Source organism: Gordonia shandongensis DSM 45094 (assembly GCF_000423025.1).
GTDB lineage: Bacteria > Actinomycetota > Actinomycetes > Mycobacteriales > Mycobacteriaceae > Gordonia > Gordonia shandongensis.
The window spans coordinates 54231-66735 of sequence record NZ_KE383970.1; the positions used below are offsets into that span (position 1 = coordinate 54231).

At 68.0% G+C, this 12505-nt stretch carries 11 protein-coding genes; 3 read left to right on the forward strand and 8 right to left on the reverse strand.

The window, feature by feature from the left end; all coding sequences use genetic code 11:
• The first annotated feature begins 47 nt into the window (after nucleotides 1-47).
• Nucleotides 48-1037, forward strand: coding sequence for a 3-hydroxyacyl-CoA dehydrogenase NAD-binding domain-containing protein (locus tag G528_RS17895; RefSeq protein WP_035720334.1), 990 nt, complete (start codon nucleotides 48-50; stop codon nucleotides 1035-1037).
• Complete coding sequence (locus G528_RS0115550; RefSeq protein ID WP_169515298.1) at nucleotides 1034-1474, forward strand: thioesterase family protein; 441 nt, start codon at nucleotides 1034-1036, stop codon at nucleotides 1472-1474. Before G528_RS17895 ends, G528_RS0115550 begins: the two co-directional genes overlap by 4 nt.
• Here the strand turns inward: G528_RS0115550 and G528_RS17900 are convergent.
• From G528_RS17900 to G528_RS0115590, 8 genes are all read right to left on the reverse strand, one after another.
• Nucleotides 1471-3654 (reverse strand): BCCT family transporter, encoded by a 2184-nt coding sequence (locus G528_RS17900; RefSeq protein WP_245569805.1) that lies wholly within the window; start codon nucleotides 3652-3654, stop codon nucleotides 1471-1473. The two genes, G528_RS0115550 and G528_RS17900, sit on opposite strands and share 4 nt — an antisense overlap.
• A gap of 107 nt (nucleotides 3655-3761) precedes the next feature.
• Complete coding sequence (locus tag G528_RS17905) at nucleotides 3762-4592, reverse strand: iron ABC transporter ATP-binding protein (RefSeq protein WP_084638272.1); 831 nt, start codon at nucleotides 4590-4592, stop codon at nucleotides 3762-3764.
• Complete coding sequence (locus G528_RS0115565; RefSeq protein WP_026919758.1) at nucleotides 4589-5620, reverse strand: iron chelate uptake ABC transporter family permease subunit; 1032 nt, start codon at nucleotides 5618-5620, stop codon at nucleotides 4589-4591. Before G528_RS0115565 ends, G528_RS17905 begins: the two co-directional genes overlap by 4 nt.
• Nucleotides 5607-6572: an ABC transporter permease gene (locus G528_RS0115570; RefSeq protein WP_026919759.1), complete on the reverse strand. Its 966-nt coding sequence runs from the start codon at nucleotides 6570-6572 to the stop codon at nucleotides 5607-5609. Before G528_RS0115570 ends, G528_RS0115565 begins: the two co-directional genes overlap by 14 nt.
• A gap of 52 nt (nucleotides 6573-6624) precedes the next feature.
• Nucleotides 6625-7611 carry an ABC transporter substrate-binding protein gene (locus G528_RS0115575; RefSeq protein ID WP_026919760.1) on the reverse strand — a complete coding sequence of 329 codons (987 nt, stop codon included), beginning with the start codon at nucleotides 7609-7611 and terminating at the stop codon, nucleotides 6625-6627.
• A gap of 106 nt (nucleotides 7612-7717) precedes the next feature.
• Entirely contained in the window at nucleotides 7718-8284 is a 567-nt protein-coding gene (locus G528_RS0115580) for a sugar O-acetyltransferase (protein WP_156890492.1), read from the reverse strand.
• Between the two features lie 59 nt (nucleotides 8285-8343).
• The gene (locus tag G528_RS0115585) at nucleotides 8344-9351 is read right to left on the reverse strand and encodes a metallophosphoesterase (RefSeq protein ID WP_026919762.1); all 1008 of its coding nucleotides are present in this window, start codon (nucleotides 9349-9351) and stop codon (nucleotides 8344-8346) included.
• Between the two features lie 40 nt (nucleotides 9352-9391).
• Nucleotides 9392-11815 (reverse strand): penicillin-binding protein, encoded by a 2424-nt coding sequence (locus G528_RS0115590; protein WP_051198903.1) that lies wholly within the window; start codon nucleotides 11813-11815, stop codon nucleotides 9392-9394.
• A gap of 300 nt (nucleotides 11816-12115) precedes the next feature.
• On the opposite strand from G528_RS0115590, the gene G528_RS0115595 reads away from it, so the two are divergent.
• Complete coding sequence (locus G528_RS0115595; protein WP_026919764.1) at nucleotides 12116-12445, forward strand: WhiB family transcriptional regulator; 330 nt, start codon at nucleotides 12116-12118, stop codon at nucleotides 12443-12445.
• Nucleotides 12446-12505: the final 60 nt, after the last annotated feature.

The window sequence follows — 12505 nt, forward strand, 5'->3', positions numbered from 1 at the left end:
CCGACCGACCGGGCCGCCGCGGGCGCCCGTGATGAGAAAGGCAGCACATGCAGCTGCGAGACATGAACTCGATCGACACCGTCGCCTGCGTCGGCGCCGGCGTGATCGGCGGCGGCTGGGCCGCCTACTTCCTGGCCAAGGGGCTCCGCGTGCGCGTCTGGGACCCGAGTCCCGACGCCGCGGACAAGTTGACGCGGCTCATCGACAACGCGTGGCCGGCTCTCACCGAACTGGGGCTCGCCCCGGGTGCCGACGCCACCGCGTGGACGGTCCACACCGATCTCGCCGAAGCGCTCGACGGTGTCGGCTTCGTTCAGGAGTCGGCGCCCGAGGTGCTCGAGATGAAGCAGCGCCTCCTGGCCGACATCGCCGCGGCGGCGCCGGCGGACGCCGTGATCGCGTCGTCGACCTCCGGGTACGGCATGACCGAGATGGCCGTCGAGACGCCCGACGTCGGCGCGGCGCGACTCGTGGTCGGCCACCCGTTCAATCCGCCGTACCTGATTCCGCTCGTCGAGGTCGTCGGCGGCGAACGCACCGACGTCGCCGCGGTGGAGTGGGCCGCGCGCTGGTACGACGAGATCGGCAAGTCGGTGATCCGCATGGATCGCGAGGTCCCCGGTTTCATCGCGAATCGGCTGCAGGAGGCGCTGTGGCGGGAGGCCCTGCACATGGTGGAGTCCGGTGAGGCCACGGTCGAGCAGATCGACCGTTCCATCACCGACGGTCCGGGTCTGCGGTGGCCGCTTCAGGGGCCGATGCTCACCTTCCATCTCGCCGGCGGTGAGGGCGGGATGGCCCACATGCTCGATCACTTCGGTCCGTCGCTGAAGTCGCCGTGGACCCGTCTCGATGCGCCCGAGCTGACGCGGGAACTCCGCGACGACGTCGTCGCCGGATGCGACGAGGAGGCTGCGGGCCGCAGCATCACCGATCTGGTCCGAGCGCGCGACGCCTCGATCATCGCGGTGCGCAAGGCCGTCGCCGCGGTGCGGGAGACGTACCCGACCCCGGGCGAGCAGGACGGTGCTCGGTGAGCCTGTCGACGTACGAGACGACGGTCGCGCGCGAGTGGATCGACTACAACGGCCACCTGTCCGAAGCGTTCTACGTGCTGGTCTTCGGGTATGCGACGGACACCGCGATGGATGTGCTCGGGCTCGACGAGGGGTATCGGTCCAGGACCGGATGCTCGCTGTACACCGTGGAGGCGCATGTCCGGTACCTGCGGGAGGTGGGTCTCGCCGCGCCGCTCACGGTGACCACCGAGATCGTCGGTGTCGCGGACAAGAAGCTGCACATCGCGCACTCGATGCACTCGGGTGAGACGCTGGTCGCCACCGAGGAGATCATGGCGCTGCACGTCGATCAGGAGGCGGGACGCAGCGTCCCGATGCCCGACGACGTGGCGGCCGCGGCCCGGGCGGCAGCGACCGCTCCGGCGCCGTGGAACGGCCGCAGCATCGGCGTCTAGTCGCGATCCCCACCGGATGCGTCGTCGGTCGGGTCGGATGTCGGTGACCCCTCACCGGCCCCGTCGTCCCCGGCCCTGTCGTTCCGGGCCCTGTCGTCTCCGGTGGCGGTCTCCCCGGCGGCCGTCGCCGAGGCGTGCCTGCGCGCGATGATCTTCGCGTATTCGCGGCGATGGTGCTCCACCCGCTGCCGGGTCGCCAGCGCGACATCGCCCGAAGCGGTGAGGTCGGGACGATCGGGACCCTTCGGTTGGATGCGGCCGGGCTCCAGGGATCGCCGCACATCGTCGGCGCTGACCACGCCGATCTCCGCGGCGGCCTTGACGTACCACTCGGTGAGTTCGGGGTCCATGCTGTCGAGCCAGGCACCGGCGCCGGCGGCCGGCGACACCTCACTGGAGCCGAACACGAAGTCGTCACCGTAGTCGGCGATCCCGAGCCGGACGCCCTGGGCGATCGCCGCCTGAGCGTATTTTCGTCGCAGGATGTACGGGTCCGTCTTCAAGTCTCTGGCCCACGAGAACATCATCGCCATGATGACGAATGCGAACGGCAGCGACGTCACCACCATGATCGACTGGAGTCCGGTCAGGGCGTCCTCGCCGCCGGCGAGGAGCAGGGCGGACGCCGTCAGGCCCAGCATGACGCCCCACACGACGGTGACCCACGGCGACGGCTGCGACTTGCCTCGCTGGCTGATCGACCCCATCACGATCGACGCGGAGTCGGCGGACGTCACGAAGAACACCAGGATCGAGATCATGGCGATGATGGCTGTGACGCCCGCGAACGGAAGGTTGTCGAGCAGGGAGAACAGCATCGACTGCGGACTGTCCGACTCGCTGATCTTCTTGCCGGAGAGCTCCATCCACATCGACGTGCCGCCGAAGACCGCGAACCACAGGAAGCACACACCCGCCGGGACCAGCATCACGACGGTGACGAACTCGCGCAGGGTGCGGCCGCGGGAGATCTTCGCGATGAACATGCCGACGAACGGCGTCCACGACACCCACCACGCCCAGTAGTACGTGGTCCAGGTCGACATGAACTCGGCCGTGTCCTCGCCCTGATTCGGGTTGCGCACGAGCATGGTGCCCAGTTCGTTGAAGTACTCCATGATTCCGGCGGGAATCAGGTTGAGCAGGAAGACGGTCGGGCCGGCGGCGAAGACGAAGATCGCGAGCAGGCCCGCGAGCACCATGTTGATGTTCGACAGTGCGCGGATGCCGCGTTTGACGCCCGACACCGCGGACATGATGAACGCCGCGGTGAGGACCGCCATCGTGCCGATGATGAACGTGTTACCGAGCTTGCCGACCCCGGCGACGACCTCGGTGCCCCGAGCGATCTGCAGGGAGCCGATGCCGAGCGAGATCGCGGTGCCGAAGAGGGTCACCACGATCGCGAAGATGTCGATGACGGCGCCCAGCGGGCCGTGCGTGCGGGTCCCGAAGATCGGCTCGAAGATGGCCGAGATCAACGGTGGGCGCCCGCGCCGGTAGGCGCTGTACGCGATGGCGCCGCCGACGAGGGCGTAGAAGGCCCACGCGATCGGCCCCCAGTGCAGCAGGGTCTGCGCGAGCGCCGTCTGCGTGGCGTCCACACTGGCGGGGGCGACGTCGAATCCGTGCGGCGGATCCATGAAGTAGGTGAGCGGCTCGTACGGCCCGTAGAAGAGCAGACCGATGCCCATGCCGGCGGAGAACAGCATCGCGACCCACGAGACGGTGCTGAACTCCGGGGCCTCGTCGTCCGCGCCGAGCCGGACACCGCCGAGCCGCGTGTACCCGAGGGCGAGCATGAACCCGGCGATCACCACCGCCAGGACGCCGTACATCCAGCCGAAGTACTTCGTGACCCAGTCCAGGGATGCGTTGCCGACCGAGAAGATGTTGTCCGGTGCGACGAACGCCCACACCACGACCGCGACGATGAGGACGCAGGCGACGACGAAGACGACCGGGTTCGTCCGGAAGACGCGTCCCGTCCGCTCCACACCGATCCCGGGGATCAGTGCCGGATGGACGAGACCCGGTTCGGTGACCTCCCGCATGAGGCGTCGAGCGGGTTCGCGGACTCGGGCCATTCGCCGGTTGTCGCCACCGTCCTGCTGCCCTGCGTCGGTGTCGCCGTCGCTCGCGGAGTCGCCCGTCGAGGGGCGGGGTGTCTTCTTCGTCATGTGTGGATCAGTCCGTTACGTATCGATTCAGCTTTAGCGCAGATCACACTAGCCCCACGCGATACCAACGGTTCGAGGAACCTCGATCCCCGACGGAAAAGACCAGGTCACCGAGACGGTGACGGGTGGTCCGATGCTTCGACACCGGTCGGTGAGTCGTCGTCGGCACCGGGGTGCGGCAGACCCGCGTAGACGGCGACGGGGATGCCGTCGAGGACGTGGACGCGCACCGTGGTCCCGAAGATCTCCGTGAGCAGCTCCGATCGCATGATCTCGGCGGGCGTCCCCGACGCGGCGATCGTCCCGTCGCGGAGCACGATGATCCGATCGGCGTAGGCGGCGGCGAAATTCAGGTCGTGCACCACCACGATGATCGTCTTGTCGAGGGCGTCGGCGGCGTCGCGGAGGCGATCCATCATGCGGACCTGGTGACGCATGTCCAGATTGTTCAGCGGCTCGTCGAGCAGGATCACATCGGTGTCCTGGGCGAGGGTCATCGCGACGTACGCGCGCTGACGCTGGCCGCCCGACAACTCGTCGAGGAAACGGTCGGCGAGGTCGGCCAGACCGAGGAATCCGATGGCGTCGTCGACCGTGGCGTGGTCATCGGCGGTGAGCCGTCCGCGACTGTGCGGGAAACGTCCGAACGCCACCAGATCCCGGACCGAGAGGCGGGCGTTCACCGAGTTCTCCTGGCGCAGGATCGCCAGGCGACGGGCGATCTGCGCCGGCTTGAACTGCGAGACCGGCACCCCGTCGATCGTCGCGGTGCCGGAGCTGGCGTCGACCAGCCGTCCCAGAATCGTCAGCAGCGTCGACTTGCCGGCACCGTTGGGGCCGACGAGGGCGGTGACGCCGCCGGACGGGAATTCGCCGCTCACCGGCCCGAGGACGGTGGCCCTCCCGTACGACTTGGTCAGATCGGCGAACTCGATCACAGTGTCCCCTTCCGCAGGAGAAGGATCGCCAGGAAGGCGACGCCTCCGACGAACTCGATGATGATGGTGAGGGTCCCGGCGGCATAGAAGACGTTGGTGAGGACGAACTGACCCGCGGCCAGCATCGCGATGCCGAGCAGCACGCTCATCGGCAGGGTGGCGCGGTGCCGCCAGTCGCCGGCGAGCTGATAGGCCAGGGTCGCGATGATGAAACCGAAGAACGTCAGTGGGCCGACGAGGGCCGTCGACACCGAGACGAGGACCGCGATCAGCACCAGCGACAGCGTCAGCTCGCGCCGGTGGTTCACGCCGAGGCTCGTCGCGGTCTCGCGACCGAGGAGCAGAACGTCCAGGATGCGTCGCCTGCGCCAGATGACGGCGCCGACGAGCACGCAGATCACCGTCGCGATCGGCAGCAGTTCCGTGTTCACCGAGCCGAGACGGCCGAAGAGCTTGATCTGCAGGGCGTCGAAGTCGGACGGCGCGATCAGCCGTTGGAGGAACTCGGAGACGGCCCGGAACGCGAGGCCCATCACGACACCCGCGAGGAGTAGAAGGAACAGACTCGCGAAACGTCCGGAGAACAGCCAGCGGTACAGCACGGCGGCGAACAGTACCATCGCCGCGGTCTGGAGGACGAACTGTCCGATGGTGTCGGAGTTGTCGACGAATCGGGCCCCCATCACCGCGACGCCGACCGTCTGGATGAGCACGTACAGTGCGTCGAGCCCGATGATCGACGGCGTGAGGATCCGGTTGTGGGTCACCGAGTGGAACAGCACCGTCGCGACACCCTGGCAGAACGCGGCGAGGACGATCGCCGCCGCGGTCCGCAGGCGACGGTCGAACGAGGGGCCGAACCGGAAGTCCCACCGCATCACGTCGTCGGCGCCGGTGCGGATCAACAGCAGCAGGAGTACCGACGCGGCGGCGACGGCGGCGGCCAGCAACAGTCGGGACCGCCACGAGAACCGGGTCGGCCGTCCGGCGCCGAGTGCGGGAGCCGCGGTGGCATCAGAGACTGACATTGAACCTCCGCGACAGAATGATCGCCAGGAACACGCCCGCCCCGATGACGCCCATCACCACCGAGGTCGGGATCTCCATCGGCCGCACGACGATGCGGCCGAGCAGATCGCAGCCGATGATCAAGACGGTCGCGAGCACGCCGATCCACGGGAGGTTGCTGCGGACGTCGTCGCCGCGGAGCGCGCTGACGATGTTGGGCACCACGAGGCCGAGGAACGGGATGAACCCGACGACCACGCTGGTGACGCCGGAGGCCAGGGCGACCATGGTGACACCGACCGCCACCGTGCGCCCGTAGTGCAGTCCCAGGCTGGTGGCGACGTCGCGGCCGAGACCCGCGATGGTGAAGTAGTTGGCCAGGACGTAGCAGGCCACGGCCACGATGAGGACGGCCCACAGCGGCTCGTAGAACCCCCGGACGATGTGGGCGAACCCGCCCGACCGCCAGGCGACGACGGCCTGCAGCATGTTCCGTTCGATCGCCAGGTAGGTGGTAGCCGCGCCGACGACGGCGCCGAGCATGAGACCGACCAGGGGGACGATCGCCGATTTGCGGGCCCGGATCCGGTCGATGATCGCCAGGAACACGATGGTCCCGACGAAGGCCGTGGCGGTCGCGACGCCCATGCGGACGAGCGGTGACGCACCGGGCAGGTAGAGCAGGCACAGCAGGACGCCGAGGCCCGCCCATTCGGCCGTTCCGGCGGTGGTGGGTTCGACGAACCGGTTCTGGGTGAGGCGCTGCATGATGACGCCCGAGAAACTCATCGCGACCCCGGCGAACACCAGTGCAAGGGTTCGCGGGACGCGGGAGATGAAGAACATCCGCCACATCTCGCTGTCGCCGGTGAGGAGTCCGGCGAGCGTGATGTGGTACTCGCCGGTCATCAGGGAGCCGAGCAGGAGTGCGACGCAGGCGATCGCCGCCGCCGGGAAGACCAGACGTCCCAGGCCGGAAGCCGATCGGCTTCCGGCCCGGGACGCGGTGTCGGTGGCGGTCACGCTAGGCGCCGGAGCCCATCGCCTGGGCGATCTTCTCGTAGCTCTCGCCGTAGCCCTGGATGCCCTCGCGGAGGTAGAACTGCGGGTCGAGGTAGATGATGTGCTTCTTCGTCATGAACGACGTCTTCTCGAAGGCGTCCTGCGCGTCGAAGACGGCCGCCGCGGGAGTGGGGGATTCGCCGTCCTTGGCGACCGCCGCGTCGCGGTCCATGACGATGACCCAGTCGGGATTCGCCTGTGCGATGGCCTCCGGGGTCAGGCCCGAGTTCTGGTGGATGTCGCCGGCGTCCCCGGCGAACACGTCCTTGAGTCCGAGCGGTTCGACGAGGGGACTGAGGCGCTTGGCGCCGTTGTCGATCTTTCCGCCGTTGACGTTCGCGAGGAAGACGGTCTTGTCGCGCGCGGCGTTCTTGGCGGCGTCCAGCTTCTCGAGGAAGACTGAGACGATCTCCTCGGCCTGGTCCTGCTTGCCGAAGATCTCGCCGAGGACCTTGGTCTGCCGCATCATGGCCTCCACCCGGGTCCCGCGAGCGTCGTCGCCGGCCGCGACGTCGATGAAGGCGCCGCCGGAGGCGTCGGCGATCTTCTTCAGCTCATCGGTGTACTTGCTGAAACGGTAGCCGCCGATGATGAGGTCGGGGTTCACGTCCTCGATGACGTCGAACTTGGGCTCGTTGTGCGTGCCGACGTCCTTGACCGCCTCGTCGTTGGTCCAGTCGCCGAGTTGTTTACCGCTGAAGAGCTGCTTCGGCACCGCGGCGGGGGTCACGTCGAATGCGGCGACCGTCTCGGCCGCCGTGTTGTCGAGGACCACGACGCGCTGCGGGTCCTTGGGGACCTCGACCGTGCCGCTGTCGGTGGTCACGGTGATCGTCTCACCGGATCCCGCGGCGTCGTCGGAGCCGGTGGTGGAGCATGCGGTCAGTGCGAGGCCGGCCGCGGCCACCGCGGCCGCCGCGGCCGCGCCGCGTCGAAATCCAGAGAACATGAACAGCCTTCCGTGATAGGTAAGGCAAAGGTAACAAAATAGGGTGTTCGGTAAAAAGTCAGCAGGTCGGGGACGTGCGGGCGGCGGTGTCTTCGCGGTCAGCCCGTCACCGCACAGGAGGCGGCGACCCCTCGACGGGGAGCCGCCGGACGATGCGCGCCGGATTGCCCGCGGCGAACACGTGATCGGGGAGATCTCGGGTCACGACGCTACCCGCACCGACGACCGTGTTGCGACCGACGGTCACCCCGGGGCAGACGATCACGCCGCCGCCGAACCAGACGTTGTCACCGATCACGATCGGCGCGGCGGACTCCCATCGGGCCCGGCGCGCGCCGTGATCGTCCATCGGGTGCAGTGCGGTGAGCAACTGGACGCGCGGCCCGATCGAACAGTCGTCGCCGATCGTGATCGGCGCGCAGTCGAGGAGGATGGCGTCGTAGTTCAGAAAACTGTTGGCGCCCATGACGATGTGCGAGCCGTAATCACAGCGGAATCGCGGCATGATCCAGCTGCGTTCACCTATTCCACCGAGCAGTGCTGTGAGGATCTCGGTGCGCTCGGCGTCCTGCCGCGCACCCGTCGCGTTGAACCGGTCGAGCAGCTCTCCGCAGGCCAGGCGTGCTTCGACCAACTCCGGATCGCTGTCCTCGTAGGGTTCGCCGGCGAGCATCGACTCGCGGTTGGTGCGGCCCACCGGAGGATGAGCGTCGTCGGGGACGGCGGGCATGGTCAGCCGAGCTGCCCGACGAGTTGCGGGAGCGACTGTTCGATCGGATCGGGGTCGCCGCCGTGCGACACCGCTGTCAGCGTCAGCAGCGTCGCCTCCGGGCGGCAGCAGAAGCGTGCGGGTGCATAGGGGCTCGTGCCGAGCCCCGCACTGACGTGCAGCGCCATCGTCGACCCCCACGCCGAGACGCCCTTGACCCGCGAGCGGTCGAGGTGACAGTTCGTCACGAGTGCCCCGTACCCGGGCACACAGAGCTGTCCGCCGTGCGTGTGCCCGGCCAGGACCAGCGAATACCCGTCGTCGGCGAAAGCGTCGAGAACCCGCGGCTCCGGAGAATGCGTCAACCCGAGGCGCAACTGTGCCAACGGATTGGGCCGCCCGGCGATCGTCTCGTAACGATCACGCTCGATGTGCGGGTCGTCGACGCCCGCGGCGACCACGCGCACCGAACCGACCTCCAGCTCGCGGACCGTGTGGGTTGCATCGAGCCAACCCCGTTCGCTGAACGCCGCGCGCAGATCCTGCCACGGCAACGGCTGCCCGTGGCTGCGTCGGTGGTTCTTCTTGAAATACTTCAACGGATTCTTCGGGGTCGGGCCGAAATAGTCGTTCGACCCGAACACGAACAGTCCGGGTCGTGCCAACAGACCGCCGAGAGCCTGGACCACCGCGGGCACCGCGGCCGGGTGCGCGAGGTTGTCTCCGGTATTGATCACCAGATCCGGCTCGAGCCGTTCCAACTCACCGATCCACGCCTGCTTGAGGTGCTGACCCGGCGTCATGTGGATGTCGCTCAAGTGCAGAACACGCAGCGGGGAGGAACCGGGGTCGAGCACCGGAAGCGACGCATGACGGAGCACGAACGCGTTGCGCTCGATGACCGTCGAATAGACGAGGCCGGCCGCGGCGGCGCCCGCGGCCCCGGCGATCATCCGGGTGAACGCCGCCGAACCGACGGTCGGGAGGCGGGAGCCGAGCGGGGAGTCACCGAATCCGGGAACCGAGACCATGCCCCACAGGATACGCCCCGCGGCTCCGCAGCCCGGAACGTCAGTTCTCCGGCACCTCGATCACGACCGGACCCACGCCCGGGACCTGCACCGTCTTCTCGGCCGGACCGTCGCCACCATCGCCGTCACCCGGCTTGGAGCCACGACCGTTGCTGACGTACATCGCGATCTTGCTGCCGGGCATCGCGCTGTCGGACGGTGCGGTGAACACCACCGTGCCCTTCGGGCGACTGCTGTCGACCTCCAGTTCCGACACCTTGAAGCCGGCCTCCTGCAGACGCGCCGTCGCCTGGCTCGCCGGAAGTCCGCTCACCTTGGGGATCCGACCGCGGTCGCTGCCCGCGACGAACCGCGGATCCTTCGGCGGCATCTTCACCGGCCCGAACTTCGTCGCGATCGGCCCCATGGCCTCGAACCACGTGCGGGCGGGTTCGAATCCGCCGTACAGATCGCCCTCGCCGCACTGGCGCAGGGGACCGGAGCAGATGCCCGCCGGGTGCGAACCGTCGTTGTAGGTGTAGACCGCCGCCGCCAACTGGTTGGTGAAGCCGAGGAACGCCGCCGACCGGTGGGCCTCGGTGGTCCCCGTCTTACCGGAGAGGGGATGCGACCAGCCGGCGGCGCGGGCCGCCGCCGCGGACGTGCCCGCGCCCTTGTCGTCCTCGCTCATCGCGTTGGCGAGAGTGTCGGCGAGACCCTCCTCGACCACCTGCTCGCAGGCCGGCGGGTTGAACGGGGCGTTGACCATCACCGGCTTGCCGTCGGGGCCCACCACGGTGTTCCCGTACGGGTCGCGTTTGACGGTCTGGATCGACTGGATCGGGTTCGGCGGACACCAGGTTCCACCGGACGCCAGGGTGGCGGCCACATTCGACAACTCCAGCGCGTTCACCGCGAACGGACCGAGCGTGAACGAACCGTAGTTGCCCTTCTTCACGTAATCGGCGAGGCTGCGGTCGCTGACGCCCGACGTGCCCGGCTGATTGTACGAGCGCAGCCCCAGCCGCACGGCCATGTCGACGGCCGGCTTCACGCCGACCTGCTGGAGCAACTGCACGAACGTCGTGTTCGGCGATGTCGCGAGCGCCTGGGTGACCGACGCCGACGGCGGGTACGGGCCGGCGTTCTTCACGCAGTACGCCTTCGGCGGACAGCCGAACGCACCGTTGCTGTCGCCCATCCCGTAGACGGCCACGCTCGGCGGGATCGGCAGGACGCTGCCCGTGCCGAGCCCCTTCTCCATGGCGGCGGCCATCGTGAAGAGCTTGAACACCGAGCCGGCACCGTCACCGACCATCGAGAACGGCTGCGGCTGGACCGTCTCATCGCGTTTGGAGTCGAGCCCGTAGTCGCGGCTCGACGCCATCGCGAGCACGTCGTGCGACTCCTTGCCCGGGCGGACGACGCTCATCACGGAGGCGATGCCGTCGGTGTTCGGAGACGTCTGGTGCTGGGTGGCGCGCAGGGTGCTCGCCTGCACCTGGGGGTCGAGGGTGGTGCGGATGGTGTATCCGCCCCGCATGACGTCGGCCCGCGGGATGCCGTTGTCGGCGAGGTACTGCAGCACGTAGTCGCAGAAGAAGCCGTTGTTGCGTGCGGCGATGCACCCCTGCACCGGGGTCTTCGGGGCCGGAAGCACGCCGAGCGGCTTCTTCTTGGCCGACTCGAGCTCGGCCCGCCGACTCGGGAAGTTCTCGATCATGGTGTCGAGCACCGTGTTCCGCCGTTCGACCGTGGCCTCCGGGTCGGTGTACGGGTTCAACGCCGAACTCGACTGGACCATGCCCGCGAGCATCGCCGCCTGCTCCACCGTGAGCTCCTTGGCGGAGTGGCCGAAGTAGGTCTGCGCCGCGGCCTCGATGCCGTACGCATTGTTTCCGAAGGGGACGACGTTCAGATACCGGGTGACGATCTGCTTCTTGGCGTCCTGCTTGGCGGCCGCATCGTCGAGGCCCTTCTCCCGCTTGGCCTGCTCGGTGAGCGTCTGCTCCAGGGTCAGCGCCATGCGGACCTCACGCAGCTTCCGCGCCGGGGTGGTCTCCACCGCGGCCTCGCGGTCGGCCTCGGTCCGCGCCAGCACCAGGAGTTGATAGTTCTTGATGTACTGCTGATCGATCGTCGACGCACCCTGCTGGACCTCGCCGGACGACGAATTCTTCAAGGCCGCGCGGATCGTGCCCTTCCAGTCGACGCCGTCGTGCTCCAGGAAGCGCCGGTCCTCGATCGAGATGATCGCGCGGATCATGTCGGGCGCGATGTCGTTGTATCCGACCTGCCGCCGGTACTGGTCGAAGAGCTGCGCGATCGGCGCGCCGTTCGCGTCGGTGACCGTGGTGACCTCGGGAAGTGTGCCGTCGAGCAGTTCGGACGACGAGTTCTCCATCGTCGCGGCGGCACGATTCGACAGCACGCCGATCCCGGTCGCCACCGGGAACAGCAGTCCGGCGACCAGGACGGCGGCCATCAGGCACGCGATGACCAGGCCGGTGAGGTTCGAAGTCTTGCGCACGTTGGCCAGGATACGTGTCGAAGGCCACGACGCCATGAAGCGACCTGCGGGGACGTGTGTCGAATATCGGATCGTGATCTGCCCGAACGTGCTTCGCCGGACGGCCCGACTTGCGCTGTATCGGTCGTCTCAATAGATTGAGGACGTGAGGTACCTAACAGAAGTAATTCTGCGAAGGTCGCAATCACCGAGAGATCTTATGCACGTACCGAACACGGAACGTGTCGATGGGTTTGTGAAAGGCGGGATCGCGCAATGACTCTGGCGCCGTTGTCCACCGGAGATCCGGAAGCTCGACTGGCCTGGGTGTCCCAGGCACGCTGTCGCGGAGGCGACCCGGACGATCTGTTCGTCCGCGGCGCGGCGCAGCGGAAGGCCGCGACGATCTGCCGGCACTGTCCGGTCCAACTCGAATGCGGAGCCGACGCGCTCGACAACCGCGTGGAGTTCGGAGTGTGGGGCGGAATGACCGAGCGCCAGCGCCGCGCGCTGCTCCGTCAGCATCCGGAGGTCACGTCGTGGGCCGACTTCTTCGAAGCCCAGCGTCGTCGCCAGCAGATGAGCGCGGTGCGCACAGCCAATTGAGCAGAACGAGCCCGGCCGTGAGGCCGGGCTCGTTCTCGCTCGACTGCCGGGGGTCGCGGC